The sequence below is a fragment of the Sphingobium limneticum genome (genome assembly GCF_008710165.1).
In the GTDB taxonomy this organism is placed as follows: domain Bacteria; phylum Pseudomonadota; class Alphaproteobacteria; order Sphingomonadales; family Sphingomonadaceae; genus Sphingobium; species Sphingobium limneticum.
The window spans coordinates 26907-42102 of record NZ_VYQA01000026.1 but is presented as its reverse complement, the minus strand read 5'-3'; the positions used below and the strand labels follow the sequence as shown (position 1 = coordinate 42102).

General features: G+C 58.5%; 20 protein-coding genes and 1 pseudogene. 6 read left to right on the top strand and 15 right to left on the bottom strand.

Features of this window, described 5'->3' with window-relative positions:
- Positions 1–153: 153 nt before the first annotated feature.
- The 10 genes and pseudogenes from F4U95_RS22110 to F4U95_RS25270 form a co-directional block, all read right to left on the bottom strand.
- A pseudogene (locus F4U95_RS22110) lies at positions 154–474 on the bottom strand (transposase); the annotation flags it as partial.
- A gap of 188 nt (positions 475–662) precedes the next feature.
- The gene (locus tag F4U95_RS22105; RefSeq protein ID WP_120252922.1) at positions 663–956 is read right to left on the bottom strand and encodes a hypothetical protein; all 294 of its coding nucleotides are present in this window, start codon (positions 954–956) and stop codon (positions 663–665) included.
- Between the two features lie 39 nt (positions 957–995).
- Positions 996–1859 (bottom strand): glycosyltransferase family 2 protein, encoded by an 864-nt coding sequence (locus tag F4U95_RS22100; RefSeq protein WP_120253526.1) that lies wholly within the window; start codon positions 1857–1859, stop codon positions 996–998.
- Positions 1859–2440: an SAM-dependent methyltransferase gene (locus F4U95_RS22095; protein ID WP_120252923.1), complete on the bottom strand. Its 582-nt coding sequence runs from the start codon at positions 2438–2440 to the stop codon at positions 1859–1861. The genes F4U95_RS22100 and F4U95_RS22095 overlap by 1 nt, the downstream gene beginning before the upstream one ends.
- The gene (locus F4U95_RS22090) at positions 2437–3105 is read right to left on the bottom strand and encodes a PIG-L deacetylase family protein (RefSeq protein ID WP_246171681.1); all 669 of its coding nucleotides are present in this window, start codon (positions 3103–3105) and stop codon (positions 2437–2439) included. The genes F4U95_RS22095 and F4U95_RS22090 overlap by 4 nt, the downstream gene beginning before the upstream one ends.
- Positions 3099–4205: an acyl-CoA dehydrogenase family protein gene (locus tag F4U95_RS22085; protein ID WP_232016195.1), complete on the bottom strand. Its 1107-nt coding sequence runs from the start codon at positions 4203–4205 to the stop codon at positions 3099–3101. Before F4U95_RS22085 ends, F4U95_RS22090 begins: the two co-directional genes overlap by 7 nt.
- A complete protein-coding gene (locus F4U95_RS22080; RefSeq protein ID WP_120252924.1) occupies positions 4202–5251 on the bottom strand; it encodes a glycosyltransferase in 1050 nt (349 codons plus the stop codon). The genes F4U95_RS22085 and F4U95_RS22080 overlap by 4 nt, the downstream gene beginning before the upstream one ends.
- Positions 5248–6183 carry a glycosyltransferase family 2 protein gene (locus F4U95_RS22075; protein ID WP_120252925.1) on the bottom strand — a complete coding sequence of 312 codons (936 nt, stop codon included), beginning with the start codon at positions 6181–6183 and terminating at the stop codon, positions 5248–5250. Before F4U95_RS22075 ends, F4U95_RS22080 begins: the two co-directional genes overlap by 4 nt.
- Positions 6180–7280 carry a glycosyltransferase gene (locus F4U95_RS22070; RefSeq protein WP_170267515.1) on the bottom strand — a complete coding sequence of 367 codons (1101 nt, stop codon included), beginning with the start codon at positions 7278–7280 and terminating at the stop codon, positions 6180–6182. Before F4U95_RS22070 ends, F4U95_RS22075 begins: the two co-directional genes overlap by 4 nt.
- 277 nt (positions 7281–7557) lie before the next feature.
- Positions 7558–7938 carry a hypothetical protein gene (locus tag F4U95_RS25270; protein WP_232016197.1) on the bottom strand — a complete coding sequence of 127 codons (381 nt, stop codon included), beginning with the start codon at positions 7936–7938 and terminating at the stop codon, positions 7558–7560.
- On the opposite strand from F4U95_RS25270, the gene F4U95_RS25265 reads away from it, so the two are divergent.
- The 3 genes from F4U95_RS25265 (at position 7873) to F4U95_RS22060 (ending at position 8892) form a co-directional block, all read left to right on the top strand.
- Positions 7873–8058, top strand: a complete 186-nt coding sequence (locus tag F4U95_RS25265; protein ID WP_343032349.1) for a catalase — start codon at positions 7873–7875, stop codon at positions 8056–8058. The genes F4U95_RS25270 and F4U95_RS25265 overlap by 66 nt on opposite strands.
- A 26-nt stretch (positions 8059–8084) precedes the next feature.
- Complete coding sequence (locus F4U95_RS25260; RefSeq protein ID WP_232016201.1) at positions 8085–8645, top strand: catalase; 561 nt, start codon at positions 8085–8087, stop codon at positions 8643–8645.
- Positions 8646–8709: 64 nt separating this feature from the next.
- Positions 8710–8892 (top strand): hypothetical protein, encoded by a 183-nt coding sequence (locus F4U95_RS22060; protein ID WP_120252926.1) that lies wholly within the window; start codon positions 8710–8712, stop codon positions 8890–8892.
- A gap of 62 nt (positions 8893–8954) precedes the next feature.
- Here the strand turns inward: F4U95_RS22060 and F4U95_RS22055 are convergent, their stop codons facing one another.
- From F4U95_RS22055 to F4U95_RS22045, 3 genes are all read right to left on the bottom strand, one after another.
- Positions 8955–9143 (bottom strand): helix-hairpin-helix domain-containing protein, encoded by a 189-nt coding sequence (locus F4U95_RS22055; RefSeq protein WP_120252927.1) that lies wholly within the window; start codon positions 9141–9143, stop codon positions 8955–8957.
- On the bottom strand, positions 9140–9634 hold the full coding sequence (locus tag F4U95_RS22050; RefSeq protein ID WP_120252928.1) for a nucleoside deaminase: 495 nt from the start codon (positions 9632–9634) through the stop codon (positions 9140–9142). The genes F4U95_RS22055 and F4U95_RS22050 overlap by 4 nt, the downstream gene beginning before the upstream one ends.
- Positions 9635–9713: 79 nt before the next feature.
- On the bottom strand, positions 9714–10055 hold the full coding sequence (locus F4U95_RS22045; RefSeq protein ID WP_161600433.1) for a PilZ domain-containing protein: 342 nt from the start codon (positions 10053–10055) through the stop codon (positions 9714–9716).
- Positions 10056–10515: 460 nt separating this feature from the next.
- Between F4U95_RS22045 and F4U95_RS22040 the strand changes: the two genes are divergently transcribed.
- The 3 genes from F4U95_RS22040 (at position 10516) to F4U95_RS22030 (ending at position 13389) form a co-directional block, all read left to right on the top strand.
- Complete coding sequence (locus F4U95_RS22040; protein WP_120252930.1) at positions 10516–10923, top strand: BLUF domain-containing protein; 408 nt, start codon at positions 10516–10518, stop codon at positions 10921–10923.
- A 1063-nt stretch (positions 10924–11986) separates the two neighbouring features.
- Positions 11987–13108 carry a sensor domain-containing diguanylate cyclase gene (locus tag F4U95_RS22035; RefSeq protein ID WP_161600432.1) on the top strand — a complete coding sequence of 374 codons (1122 nt, stop codon included), beginning with the start codon at positions 11987–11989 and terminating at the stop codon, positions 13106–13108.
- Positions 13109–13182: 74 nt separating this feature from the next.
- Positions 13183–13389, top strand: coding sequence for a hypothetical protein (locus F4U95_RS22030; protein ID WP_120252932.1), 207 nt, complete (start codon positions 13183–13185; stop codon positions 13387–13389).
- A gap of 60 nt (positions 13390–13449) precedes the next feature.
- Here the strand turns inward: F4U95_RS22030 and F4U95_RS22025 are convergent, their stop codons facing one another.
- Together F4U95_RS22025 and F4U95_RS22020 are read right to left on the bottom strand one after the other, a co-directional pair.
- The gene (locus F4U95_RS22025; protein WP_120252933.1) at positions 13450–14001 is read right to left on the bottom strand and encodes an opacity protein; all 552 of its coding nucleotides are present in this window, start codon (positions 13999–14001) and stop codon (positions 13450–13452) included.
- Between the two features lie 377 nt (positions 14002–14378).
- On the bottom strand, positions 14379–14750 hold the full coding sequence (locus F4U95_RS22020; RefSeq protein WP_145986301.1) for a PilZ domain-containing protein: 372 nt from the start codon (positions 14748–14750) through the stop codon (positions 14379–14381).
- Positions 14751–15196: the final 446 nt, after the last annotated feature.

Below are 15196 nucleotides of genomic sequence, written 5' to 3'. Positions count from 1 at the left end.
AGCACCGCTACATGCAGATCGAGGGCATGGCCGCCCTTGCCACACCAATGATCGAGGAGGCACAGCCGCTACAGATTACACCCAAGGCCGCCTGAAAATGCAGCCCAGTGGCCACACCCGATTTTACACCACATTGACGGACGCGACCTCTTGGCGCTCGCGATCCAGCATCAGTTCGATGTCGTGGATTGTCTGGAACAGGAACCTGCGAGCCAGTTCCCGGAACCAGCCATAGACCGTCTGCCATGCCCCGAAATGGATCGGCAGCATCCGCCAGCCACAGCCCGACCGAACAAGGTAGCGCACGGCGTTAATTACCTCGCGAAAATCCACCTCGCGTGGACGGCCCCGGCGCCCCGGCTTGGGCATCAGGGGCGCTATGCGATCCCATTCCTCATCGGTCAGATCACTGGGATAGCGCTTCGTCTTCTTGGCAATCTGGGCCATGCGCCCTAGGCTCTGATCGGTCCACATCCAGAGCCTGAATCAGACGCAGAGCCTCGCGACAACCCCCGCCACCGATTTTCCAAACAGCCTCTGATAACCCCGCGGCGGGAAGCTCCATAGTCCGTCATGCTAATCTCCTTTGCTAAGACGGAAACGGCCATCTTGCTATCGAGTTCGCTGCGCTGCAGAAAAGATAGAATTTTTATTGTAATCGTTTAATTCGCGTGGCGTAAGCGCCGGTCATTATCTGCGACTTTCTCACGATAATGTTTGAGGGCACCACGCGTATTGCTCAATGGCGTGGTCCCAAGAGCGCCAGTTATCATTTTGCTTTGAAGTTCGATCATGGCGCCTATTTTTTCCGACATCATCAATTCGGCTTCGACGCTTGCGTCAGCACTGCCTACCGCGAGCTTTGCGAGCCTCATCGTCATCACCGTTCCCGCCTCCGCACCCAGCATCCAGAAATCAAATCCGGTTCTCATCCATGCGTTGTAGCTCGTGGTCATCTACTGGCTCCTGCCTGGCGGTTGAGATTGGCATTGGCTTCAATTTGTGGTGGCCCTGCTCCAACCTGTCGGTTCGACGCGGGCGGCGGCCATTTCGCAGGCTGTCGGCAAACGCAAGAGATCCAGAGCGTTCCCTTGCCAGCGCACCAGTCCGAGCCGTTCGAACTCTGCAAGCCAGCCTTCCATCGGCCACTCATCCCAACGCGCTTGGAACACCCGTGCATTGCGCACAATGTCAGCGACATGCTGCACGGGTGGCTCATAGCTGTCATGATACTGATGACAGGCAATCGCCTGTCCGACGAATAGCAGCTTCAACCCGGCAGCAGCAGCTCGGAAACCAAAATCGGTATCTTCGGCGCCGTAGCCGGTGAACCCCTCATCAAACCCACTCAGCGCTGTAAATGTCGATCGGCGCAGCGCGAAGGCAAGCGACCAGAAAAGCCCGGCATTCGTTTCCTCACGCACGCCTTGGGTGGGAAATCTCCGCACGGGATGCGCCTGGCCATGCTTCAGCAAGTCGGCTTCCTCCCAGGATCCGCGTGCATCATCGGGGCCAAGATAGCGAATATCTGCGCAGAGCAGGCCGTCATGCTCGGTGAGGGTCTCGGCCAGGAGGCCGACGCAATCACGCAGTGGAATGCAATCGACGTCCAGGAACACGAGCATATCGTGCTTGGCTAGGGACGCGGCGCGGTTGCGGGCAGCGGCCAATGGAAGCCCGTCCGTCTCGAACCGCTCGACGCGGACGGGAAAGCCTGTCGGTCCCACCGTGATCGGATCGTCACTCATATCGACGACAATCAGCTCATCGGGTCTGCGATCGCTCCGTCGCAGTCCCTCGACGAGCTGCGACAGATGCGCGCTGCGGTTACGGACAATTGTGAGGACCGAGACGCCCATCAGCGACGCTTCCACAAATCGAGACGATATTTGTCTCGGCGTTCGGTGAGCTCGACGTCAAAGTCCGCAGCAAGTTCGGTCCATAAGGCTTCGACCGCCTCATCGCCGCTTTGCGGATAGTCGGTTTCTCCTGTGTAATGGACAAGGATAATGCGGCCGCCAGGAGAGACGTGATCTCGAAGCCATTCGCTTGCACGGTCGAGATCCACCAGACCCCAATAATAGGCCACTTCGGACAGCACCACGAGGTCGAAATCTCCGGCGTTAGGGGTGTCCTGCGGAAACGCCATTTTGGCAAGTGACACGCCAGGACGATCGCCGACCCGTTCCCGCGCTTTTGCCAGTGCCTTTGTGCTGATGTCGACGGCAAGCAGGCTGTCGCACATGGGAGCGAGATGCCCGGTCAGCACGCCATGTGCGCAGCCTATCTCCAGTGCGCGGGCATATCGTCGGTCGGCCAGAACACCATGCGTGTGGGCGAATTTGGCCGCTTCATACTCGCTCGACGCAAGATTCCATGGATCATCGTCCGATCCGAAAATGTCATCAAAATATTGTGCGGTCAGGCTGGCGCCGGTCATTGGCAATCCCTTCTCAATGTCAGAACGTCTTGCGCGGCCATGCGCAACTTCTCCCGTGGAAGGCGGAAACCCTCGCCGATCACCGGCGAGAGCTGGCTACGATGGGCCAGAAGAGCATGACGCCGCTGCCCAACGGGCATGGCCGGCGTTGTGATATGTCGCGCACGCTGCGGTGTCTCGCTCCAGACATGATAGGCGAACAGCGCGATCGGACGCCTCGCCCTTCGCAAAGCCGCTTCGGCCAACCTGTAGGCCGCAACATGGTCGCAATGCGCCTCGCTTTTATCGGAGACGGCAATGGCATCGATGCGGTGCCAGCGCAGCAGCATGGCAAGCCGATCAGCCTCCCGCGCGAATGCTTTACTGTCGGTAGGATAGGGGTGAGAGTCGCGCCATCCCATCCAGATCGTCGGGATCGCTTTGGCGCCTAGCCTGCCGACCGCGTTGCGGGCTTCCCTTCGCCGGGTCGCGGCAACGCGGGGTGTGCCTTTGGGGTGGGAGCCAGTCCCATCGGTCAGGAAGGCGATGCCTCCGAGCCGATCATGAGCGGCGCAGTGTGTGATCAAGGCACCCGCGCCGAGCGTCTCGTCGTCGGGATGGGGGGCGAGCACGAGCCAGCGCGCCAGCGCCCAAGGGCTTTGGACCAAAGCCTCGGCTTTCACCACAACCGGTCACTTTCTTCCCAGATGTCATGATCGAGAAGCGTCCGGGCGGCCTCGTCCCGCGCATGGTCGGGTCCAGCCTGGCGCAGATAAAGGGAAAGGTCGCGGATGATCTTGTCCGCGCGTTCACCGTCAAAGGCGCTGCGCGTGCCGAGGATGCGCGCTGCAGCCTCCATCACGATGAACCCGGCATTTTCAACGACCCCGCGCGTCAGCCGCGCGACGGCAACGGCATCCGCATCACCTGAAGCGAAGCGCTGCGCTGCTTCCTCCACCCAGAAGCCCGCGGTTCGTACCGCTACGACGGCATCGGCAAACCGTGCCCGCTGCAGCGGATCTTCGCGCGCGCTATCGCGCATGGCCGTGCGGATGTCCGAGACAAGCGCCTCGATGCCGCCAAGCTGCGCCGCACAGAAGCGCCAGGCTCCTGCGGTAAAGCGAGGATCCCTGTCATAGTCGCCCGGCTTACCCAGCAGCATGAGCGGCTCGACAACCATCTCGTCGAGCGAATAGCGACCGCTTACACTCGCACGCATTCCGCGAAAACGCCAGCCCGACAGGTCCGCCCGCGCCTTTTCATTGGCGGGAACAATGACCAAGCGCCGCGCGGTGTCCTCGCAAGCCGCCGTGACAAGGGCATAATCGAGACCGCCGGCGCCGCTTGCGAACATCTTCTCGCCGCTCAGCGACAGGGTCGCTTCGTCAGCGAGCCGAACACCGGGCGCCGGCTCGGTCGCCCACACGCCGAACCACGCACCGCGATCCAGTACCTGCGTCAGCCATTTGAGTTGATCGGGCGTTCCATACCAGTCGAACAGCGACAAGGCATTTATGTGGCCTTCGTAAAGCCGTCCGATACTAAGATCGCCGCGTCCGACCTCGCGCAAGGCCTTTGCCATCGCGCGCGCGCGGCTTGCCTCGTTTTCAAAAGCATTTCCTCCACATAGTTGCGGTGCGAACCTGCGATGATGCCCGCTCTGGATCAGCGCTACCAGGCTATCACTGGGAAAATAGGGTGCGGCATCATAGCGCGCACCAAACATCGCAAGACGCTCGACGATGTCGGTCAGGTCAAAGGTCTGGTCATGATGGTCGGGGATCACGCGATATGACTCCTGTTTGAGACTGCCGGGGCACAAAGGTCATCGAGCCAACGCGCGACCCGTTCCGGTCCGCTTTCACTTTCAAGGCAAGCGGGCCATTGCTCGTTTTGTTCGATAGCCCGACCGATCAGGTCAGGCCATTCGTGAGGCTTGGGCCAGTCATGCCGCACGATTGCCGCGCCTACTGCCGCCAACCTCTCGGCCTTCGATGCCTGCTCGTCGAACGGGCGCGGTTCGGGCAAGCAAATGAAAGGACGCCGCGCCCTCAGGACGGCGCTGACGACGCCATCGCCTGCAGCGCCAATGACGACCCTGGCAGCAGCAATCTGCGCGTCCGCATCATCGACCCACCCCCGCAAATATAGATTGGCTGGCATGTCGGCGGGCACAGTGCAGGGACCGATGATGTGCCATTGCCATGTGGGCGCTGCTCGCGCTGCGGCTGCCCAGTGCTCTCCATTGGATATCCCGCCCCCGCGCCCAAGAACGACCAGCACAACCTCATCATTCACGCTGATATTCTGGCTGGCAGATCGGACGATGCCGGGCGCGTAAAAGGTCTTGTCGCGCACCCAGCCTGGGGTTTCGTCATCGTCGAGCGCATCGTGGAAAGGGGCGAGCAGAGCGATAGCTCCGCGAAAGGCGTCGAGATGGGCAACATCGAGCCGGCTCCCGCTCAACCGGACATAGACGGTCGGCACTGATGCAATCCGCGCCAGCATCGCCACCTCGGCCGAGACATCCACCACCATCAGGCGCGGACGCGCTTCAGCGATCCAGCCTGTCATTTGCGCAGAGCGCTGGCGGAGACCTTCATGATCGAGCGGCGCATAGTGAAGGGAAGAAGGACGGTCGACATGATCGATGCCAGCGAAGCTGTCGTCGAAACGGTCGTCAGGCAAATCGAGGAAGGGGAGGTTACCGGTTCCATGGGCAAGCCCGCTCCCCATGAGCATGACATTGTCCAGCGATTGACCGATCGCAATCGCGCGCTGGCGATGGCCATCGCCGTGATGATGGACATAATATCCGATCGGGCGGCTCATTGGACGGCTGCCATTTCGCCCCCCGCCATGGGGGGAAGAGGTATGTCGCAGGGCATGGGGGGAAGAGCACGCTCTGCTTCGAGACAGGCCGCCACGCCTATCTCAACCCTCGTTCGAAGTCGCCAGCGTACGCGTTCCTCCCAAAGGGAGAAAGCAGGGACCATAGGAACATCATCGCTTGCGGCGCAGTCGATCCATCGCTGCATGTCAGCCGCCATGCCGCCATTCGCACGGCCTGCTGTCCGTGAAGATGCCCGGGTCCACACGGCATTCGGGTGGATCAGTTGTCCTCCCGCCTTGATCGCTGCCTCGACCAGGGCACGATCCTCGCCGATCGGCAGGAGCGGAACGCCGCCCGCGCGGCGATAAAGGCCGACGGACAGCGCAAGGCTGGCCCCCGTATGATCGCCGTGTCGCGGCGGCATATCCCATGCGACCGGATCGATCATATCCTCGATCGCCCGCACGGCCTGCCAATAGGCATCGAAGCGGCGGCGCAGCATGAAGATCGCCGGAGCCATGTCCGTTTCCAGCTCGTCCAGTTCTATGCGACCGCCAATGATCCGCTCCGGCGAAAAATGTGTCAGATTGGCCTCGATCCAATCGGCGGGTGGCCGGCAATCCGCATCTGTGGAAAGCAATAGGCCGTCGGGCGTCAGAAGACCAGCGCCCATGTCCATCGCCGCGTGGCGGGCAGATCCAGCGTGGGCCAGTTCCGGTTCAAACACGCGCTGAACGATGTGAAGCGTAAATCCAGCATTGTAACGAAGCGTAGCCTCGACGGCTTTTGCATGGGTGGCATCGCTGCTGTTGTTGACGCATATCGCGACAGCGAAGGTCTGAACGGTTTGCTGTGCTAGGGCTTCGATCAGGCGACCGATATGCTCCGCCTCATCACGGGCGGGTATGCAGACGCAGACTGGTGGCTTCATGCGACGCTGGCAATAAGCGGCGCCGTCTGCGGCCCATAGGCTACAACCGAAGCAAGCGCGAGCTGGTGGTACACGGCTTCATACTCATCGACCATGCGCTGCGCGTCGCAATAGCGCTCCGCATGTGCCCTGCAGGCACTGCGGCTCAGCACTGAAGCGGCCAGTGCCGCCGATGCCAACGATGCAACGTCATCCGGCTGCGCAAGAACGCCGCAATCGTCATTCAACAGCGCAGGCACGCCGCCGCGCCGGAACGCGGCGACGGGGGTGCCAGAAGCCAGCGCCTCTGCCACGACTAGGCCATAGGGCTCTTCCCATCGCGGGGTGCAAAGCGCGGCGACAGCCCCTCCCACCAAGCGGGCGAGTTCGCGGTGGGACAGATGCCCGACATATTCGACGTTCGCACCCAGGCGCGGTGCGATCGCCTCATCGAAATAATTCTGGTTCGAAATAGGGCCGGCGATACGCAGCGGCAATCCTGCAAGGCGTGCCGCATCAATCGCATAGTCCAGTCCTTTCTCGGGAACAATCCGGCCATACCAGACCAAGTACGGCGTTTCGCTCGCGACAGGCTGGTACGGAAAGTGCGTCAGATCGATGCCGTTCGGAATTACATGATCGGTCCTCGCCACGTGGCTCCACATGTCGGCTGTCGCCTGCGAGACGGCAACGTAAGTCATCGGTCCGCGGTTGAGCCGGACCCCGCTTTCCAACCAGCAAAAGGGCGGGGTGTGGAGCGTGGTTAGGACGGGGATAGCAAGCGTGTCGGCCATGCTGACGGGGAGATAGTGCAAAGAATTGTTGTGAATCACGTCAAACGATCGCGACCGCAATTTGGTCATCAGCCCGAGATACGCATGGTGTTCGCGGAAGAAGGCAACATCATTGGCTTCGGCAATGCCCGTTTCGAAAAGCGAAGTCTCATCGCAGATTGCTTCCACCCCCAGCGCGGGATCTGAGCGCGTAGAAGCAAAGAGCGTGATATCATGCCCCCGTTCGCGCAGTGACCGCGCGAGCATATGGGTGTGCATCTCCAGCCCGCCCGCAAACGGCTCACTGATGGGAAACTTCAAATGGGCTATGATGGCAATGCGCATTCAACTGGCTCCCAGCGACGACGCATATGTTTCGCAGTCGCCGAGCTGTTAACGCTTCTATGCAAGTTTATTTCCCCCATGTAGCAGAGATTTTCTGCAAATTATGTAGGTTAACTTCGATCAACATACTGATTGCAGACTTTCGCCTCCAATAGGCAAAATCGAATGAGCACAATAAGCGCATTTTACATATAGGTGAATAATCCTTTGAAAAATCGTTGACTATATGACCATTATAATCCGCCTGACGCCGTGATTAACATCCTGCTATCTCTAACTATAATTGCAACTCTCCAGCTTGCCGGTGGACTACCACGGACGATCTCTTCCGACTTTGATTTTCAGGGCCGACTTTTTCCCTCCTGATGCGTTGCGAGTGAACCATATCACAATCAGCGCGAAAGTGACCGACATGACCAGTAAGGACGCAATCGACAACACCACGGGAAGTGGCGAGGAAAGGCATCAGCAAGCGAGCGACGATAATGTCTTGACCACCAGCCAAGGCATACGGATTTCCGACAACCAGAACCAGCTCAAGGCAGGCGCGCGCGGCCAAGTCTTGCTGGAAGATTTTGTTCTGCGCTAAAAGATTTTCCATTTCGACCATGAACGAATCCCCGAACGCATCATCCATGCCCGTGGCTCTGCTGCTCATGGCTATTTCGAGGCGACTGACGACATCTCCGACATCTGCAAGGCGGCGGTCTTTGCCAAGGGCACCAAGACTCCGGTCTTTACGCGCTTCTCGACGCTCGCGGGATGTCCAATCTGGTAAAGGTCGATCCCACGCTGGCAGCGCGCGTGGCTGACGGGCTCAACATGGAAGTCCCCAAAGCGTCTCCAACCGCCGCGCCGGTCAAGGACATGGAGCTTTCACCAGCGCTGCGTATCATCGAAGGTCCGCTAGCTCCCAAGTCGATCGGGGGGCGGACCATTGCCATTTTCATTGCCGATGGGTCTGATCCGGCTGTCGTCGACGAACTGACCAGTCAGATAGGCGATGTGGGCGGGCGTCCGGTGATCGTCGCGCACAAGATCGGCGGTGCGAAGATGTCGGATGGCTCGGCAATGGAAGCCGATTTCCAGCTCGCCGGCGGCCCGTCCGTGCTGTTCGATGCCATTGCCGTCGTCCTTTCGGAAGTGGGATGTGCGCAGCTCCTCAAGGAGGCGGCTGCCGTCCAGTTCGTGATGCACGCTTTCGGGCATCTCAAGGCCATCGGCCACACAGCGGAAGCGCGACCGTTGCTCGATAAGGCCGGTGTCGAAGCCGACGAGGGTATCACTGATTTTGGCAAGCCGTTCATCAAGGCAGCGGCAACCCGCGTCTGGGCACGCGAACCAAGCGTGCGCATGCTGGCATAAGTGCGTTCGGGAACACTGCTCACAGCCACGTGTTCTACAAATATTCCAATTGTAGGAGAGCATCATGAGCATCGAAGGCAAAGCCAAGGAAGCTGCCGGTTTCGTCAAGGAAGAGCTGAACGAGCACGGCGATACCCCTGAAGCGAAGAAGAAGGCTCAGGAAGGCCGTGATCTGCGCAATGAAGGTCGCATCGAGGACGGCAAGGCCCCCAAGACGACCGAGCCGGGCACCGGCGCCAAGGAATAAGGCTCATTCGAGCTTCAGGACGCCGCCCTTAACAGGGCGGCGTTTTTGCATCCAGTGATCGGCTAGATCGTCAGAACGCCCTTAAGCCCTTCGGCATTGCCTGCCATTCCCGGTACTTCCTCAAGCTGCCGCAGCGCTTTGAAGGCGCCGCGATCGTCTCGATAGCGGAAAATCTCGAAACCATGCCCCTTGAGCTGCGGAATGGTATCCAGCTCCTCGGCCGTTGCCATATTCAAGTTTATCGGTGTCATAGGTTGGCCTGTTCTTCGAGAGGCAGATCAGCATCTGGCGGGTAATAGAGGGCAGCACATTTCTCTCGCAGGCATCCCCCTTCGATCATGATATCGTCGCGGTAGGCGTCAGCGATAAAGGCCAGCGTATCGACATGCTTGGCCTCGAAATACATCGCATGCACGTCGTCGCGCCCTGCGCCATAAACGACCCTGCCCACCTTCGACCAGATCAAGGCCATCGTACACATGCCGCAGGGCTGAAGCGTCGAATAGAGCGTCGCGCCGCGCAGCTCCATTTCGCCTGTGCCTTCGCAGCCTCGCCGGATCGCCATCATTTCGGCATGGGCGGTCGCGTCGGGAAGTTCTTCAGTCTGGTTACGCTCGCCAGCTATGATCTTGCCGTCGAGCACGATCACGCACCCCAAGGGTGACGTGGAAGGATCGGAGCCTTTGGACCGCGCAATCTCGATCGCCTTGCGCATCCACGCTTCGTCTTCAGCTTGTGGCATGGGCAGTCTCCTAGGAAAAGATGACGATTGTCGACAGCATGAAGGCACCTATTGGAGGCCTTGCAATCCTGCCAGCCGGTCACGACCTATCGGACTGGGCAGATGAAAGAGGCGGCTCCTCCATCATATTGCCCTTCACATCCCCTCCATTGGCAGCGATTACAGCGAAGGGATCGACCGGCTTGGAAAAGGCGACGCCACAGAGGCGATCATTTCTCCATCGGATCTCGCCGTTCACGTCCAGATTTCTCGCCTTGAGTGAAAGCTTGCAGCCTGGCCAAAGATCATTTTGAGCTTCAAGCATCGCTCCGCCTGCTGAGATATCTCCAACAACGACGACCCTGCTCCCGGTGTCCAAAGTGAGCGTGGCTCTAAAGGACGTGGCGAACCGTGCATCGCGACGTCGGTCAGCTTTGCGCATTCGTTCATATAGCGATGGTAGCATGGTCTTCACTCTCGAAAGGAGGGGCGTCCCGACGCCATCACCTGAGCAGAAACAATTTCCGGGTTAAGAATTTAGGCGATGGATGTGCGTGCATGAGCCCGAAAGGCCGCAGGTTGAACCTGGCTGGTGACCAAATGGTTAACCTGAGACAATAATGAGCGTATATTGCCCGTCTAACTCATCATGAATCTTGGCATTGTCCCGCGATCTTTTCCGCCTGGCTACCTCGGATACATATCAGCAGTCGTTTTTGTTGGTGCTTTGCCACGGTGACCAATCTAGCCCATGCGTTGTCAGTGGATTGCCAGCTGGTTGCATCGAATTTTCGGACGCTGCAAGCCAATAACTGGCATGAGGTTCAACCTAAGTTAAACAGGCTGTTAATCCTTTTTTTTATGTCCTTCCATAGATTTGCCTCCATTATGCGGAGATCGAAATGAAACGGTTGCTCTATATCAGCACAGCTCGCTCCATTCTGGACGCATCAGAACTTGAAGAGCTGCTCTCTAAGTCGCGTGCGGCGAACACCAAGGCAGACCTTACGGGATTGCTAGTCGTAGGCGGGCGACGGTTCTTACAAGTGCTTGAAGGCCCCGACGAGGCAGTGATCCGGACATATGAACGGATCAAAAGTGATCCTCGCCATTTTGCTCTAGTCAAGCTTCACGACAAGGCGGTCGAAGGAAGGGCTTTCGGTTCATGGTCAATGGGATATGAGCAAGGCGGCGAAGCCGCAGCTTCAGCTTCGCTAGCAGATCAAGTGAACGCTATGGTAGCGTCAATAGCCGATCCCACGCTGCGCGCCTACTTTATCGGTTTTGCTGAAACCCACGCCGGAACATAGCTAAATGTCGGCGTTTCAAAATGAAAACCGCACATGATCTAAGTCGGCAGGTGGGGCATCCTGGTCGACTAGAACGGTTCTTTGGAGAAACATCGGGGCTTTCGCGAAGCGCTAAATGAAAGGTCGCTAGGTGCCGATCAGGATACTGCAACATCGGCACTCGACCCTGGGATGATTGATGCGCTCAGTAGAGCGCCAATAGACTGCTTGGCGTGCGACTTGGTGCGACGACATTGGGTCGCCCTTATCAAAAAAAGGCCCCGCCTCGGGGTCACAAGGTAGGGCAATATGCGTTGGGGACGCAGCCTTAATACGATATTTGTTGGGTGATGGTTCCGATCGCGTGCTTGGGATTTCCAAGCCATTTCCGCATCATCCAATGTCTTAAAACTATCGCCCTTTGCGCCCGCTTCCTGGAGCTTCTTTCAAAGATTATCGGGGGTCATTGCGGCGCGGAAACGGAGGTCCACCTTGGCCTGCTTGGCGAGTGTACCGATCCAGTCATCCCGCCCTATTTGCTTCAATAGCCATGCGCCAAACGCCTCGCCCTGTTCGTTCGGTTCCATTATAATCTCGCATCGTCGCGCGATATTAGGCCGGAACGTTACTTCAGCAAACTGACGCATGTATCTCTGCCAATGTGACCGGCTCCCATGAGCGCTACGCAGCACATCGGGCAATTGCCGCCATGTGCTTCACATCTCCCAAGCGATATCTTCGATCACCCGATTGCGCTCACTGGCCCTGCGCATCCTGCAGCGCATCATTTCAAGCCTCGCATTCACAACGGGTCGGGATATAGGTTATCATCCTGCGCCGCACATCGGGTTCACCCATTTTAGGCCTCTAGCGAAGTACGACATCGCGCCCTTCGTCTTCCGAATATATGATGTCCGTCCTCAGAGCTTTTATCATAGTCGGAGGTGGCACAAAGACACGTCGATCAGCCGCAGGGAGAAGCTCTACCCACCCAGAAAATTTGGGTTTTGCGACAAATAGTCTACAGCTCGTCCCGGCATTAAGGAATCTTCAAAAGGCGCGCATTAGCTGGCGGTTGACGGCTATGCTTCATTCCCTTGATCTCTTCACGCTGCAAATGGCCAGCATTCTGGCAAGTACTGCATTCGGCCTCGTTTTCGCGGGCCTATGGCGGGGCCGCCTGGACGACAAGAATCTGCTATATTGGTCAGCTAGCTCGTTGTTGTACGCGGCGGATCTGATCGCTTTTATGGCCGTAGATCTTTTGCCGCTACCTGTTGGCTGTTGCCTTTATGGCCTCCTCACCGTCTCAAATATCCTTGGCCTCTCAGGCCTGAGGCTTATCGAGAGACGCAAGCCATTCGCCTTGTGGATGTTAGGGTTGGTCGCCATTACGATGACTGCCTATGCGGCCCCGGTTTTCGCCCAGGCCTATTGGCCCACGATCCCATCATCATGTATTCCCATCTCCAGAGCAGTCGGATTAATCATATCCATGACCGTGGTGGGGACAGCTTGTATCCGAAGCGGGCGGCGCTGCGCGTCACGAGGCGGCGCGATCGCTGGAATTGCGACCCTCGGCTATATTCCCGGCTACCTCGTCTCCATCGCTGCGGAGTTGGGCTGGCCTATGGGCAATGATTGGCTGGCTCTCATCCCCATGATCTCGGACCAGTTGCTGCTCGGCCTTCTTAACTTGGGCCTTCTGGCTATCCCTATCGAGCGCGCCCAAGCCCGACTGCGTGAGATGGCGCTGCGTGACCCACTAACCGGCTGTTGGAATCGTGCAGGCTATGAGAATCTCTCATCCCGGAAGTCCGATAACGATGGAATGATCGTTGCGATCGACATCGACCATTTCAAACAGATCAACGACCACTGGGGTCATGCAGCCGGGGACGACGCCTTGGTTGCGCTGGCCCGCGCCGCCAGGACGTTAGCCGAGCCGTTGGGCGGCGACGTCGCGCGCATGGGAGGAGACGAATTCCTTATCCTGCTGCCCAACCGTTCGGAACTCGATGCACGAGGCTTCGCAAATCAGCTTCGCAAAGCGCTGGCCAAGACTCCTGCAAGCGAGCCATGGACGATCAGCCTCGGCCTCGCCCGGTTCAATGCCGGAGAAGCAGATTATGCAGCAGCAGCGCGCAGAGCGGACGCATCGCTTTATCAGGCAAAGCATCAGGGGCGCGATCGTGTCGCTGCATAAACGCACATCCTGTGCGGACGGAACATGCTCCCCCCTCACCGGTTGGCTTAGTTCATAGCTGATAGGAGAGAGCCATGATCCCCGAACAAATTCCAGGCGAGAATGACCAGGCTGACATGCAGGGTACATCGATGGATGATCTGCCCGGCACCGACGATGGTACGGACGAGGACGTTGATGTCGACGTTGATGCCGACGAAGAAGACCAGGACGCCGATGCGCTGGAAGATGCGCAAAAGGATGCCGCAGAGCAGCGCGAGCAGGAAGGCGGCTATCAATAGACATAATGAACCCCGCCAGCGATGGTCGCTGACGGGGTTCATTTTGGTCACATCACATTTTTAGAAGTGGAAGATGACACCAGCCATCGGGCGGAAGCTGTCCCAGTCATAGGTGTCGACCTGCACGCGCAGGCGAACGCCGCTGTTACCGGTGACGCCGCCAAGACCAATTTCCTTGGGTCCTACTTCAACGCCGGCGCCGTACATCCAGTCCTTGCGGTCGGGCCAGCCGCCCTTGCCATTCACCCACTGATAGCCGGCCGACGCATAGATCAGGCCGCTTTCACCAGCACGCGCACCGAAGCGGCCCTTGACGCCATATTCCCAGTCGATGTCGCTAAAGCCCTTGGTGGCGTTGCCTTCAACACCAACAAAGACCGGGCCGAGCGGAACATTGACACCGGCGATGCCGCTGATCAGAGCGCCATTCATGATGGTTTCGCCAGGGATGGCGCCGAATTCGGAGCCACGGTCAAAGGTGTGATAGCCGCCAAGCACGCCGACATAGGGCTCGACGCCAAAAGCGTCGGTGCCATCAGGCGCGGTTTCCTGCGCAGAAGCGATGGCAGGCAAGGCAGCCAGAATGGCTGCGGCGGCGAGAAACTTCTTCATATGAACCCCTGTTAGTGTCGATTAGGTCGACGGCAGAACAAGCCGGTTCGTGTCGAGTTTCACAGAAATGTCATTAAACTGAGAGAGTTGCATATATGCAACGGCAGTTTGAGGGGAACCCGGGGCGTATAGCATCGTATTATGGGAGCAAGCGGCTCCCCCTCCCTTGCAGTCTTCATGACTGCCCACCCCCGGCCTGCCGGGGGTGGGCTTCTTGATAAGCGTAGCGGCGCGTAACGAAGATTTCACCTTGTCGCGGCAGTCAGGGTGCGGACGAAGCATCGTCGCGAGGGGCTGCACCCTGATGAGCTTCGTTCAACCGTCGCTTGCCAGCGTATCTTTTCAGACAGGAACGGTGAAGAGGCTCGTCCGGCCCTTCAGCAAACACCACGCGGTAGAAGATGCGTGATCGTGCAGGCGGGTGGCAGGTCATGCCCCAAAGGCCGGATGGAATGTTCACGGATAAAGGCGGCAGGATCGACATCATGTTCCAGCAGCACGCCGCACTTCTCGCCGTCGGCCCAGATTATCGACGCGCAGAGTTCGACCTGATTGACGACGATCGTTACGGGCGTTCCTGCTCGCGGAAACACGAAACCTTCCAACTGCGCGCCGTAGATCGACATGTTCTTGATCGTGGCAAATTCATAAAGACCAGACCAATTGACCGTGCAAGGCACGTTGGCGGCCTCGCGTGGCTGGTGGCGGCGCTCCGGGGTGCGGGCAAGTGCGTTCAGCATCATTGTCATCCTGTTGTCCCCATATGTAGACCAACCTGCGCGTGAATTGTTCCCCACTCGCTGCTACCAGAGTGACCGGCATCGGATGATCGAAACTGTGAACTGATTCCAGTCGGGCAATATCAAGATCATGAATATCGAGTGAGCGACCCTCATCCCGATCGAAAGTCTGCAGAAATAGCCCTGTCGCGACCGGCTTTGATTGCGCAGTCCGGCACCGCACTATCTTGTTACGCAGTGCCGCAACTGTGCTTTATCGCGGTCTGCATCCGCCCCGGCCTGATCGCTGAAAGTCGATCATAATTGAGACAAAAACGTGGCGCTTGATGGCTGGAATGCGCTAAGGATGGGCGAGGCACATATCTTGTCCGGGTGGAAGAACAAGGTGCAGGCGGCGTCGCGCATGTTACGCCGGCCTCGGTGCTGCCGGAACGGAATCGTGAGATGGCGGAACC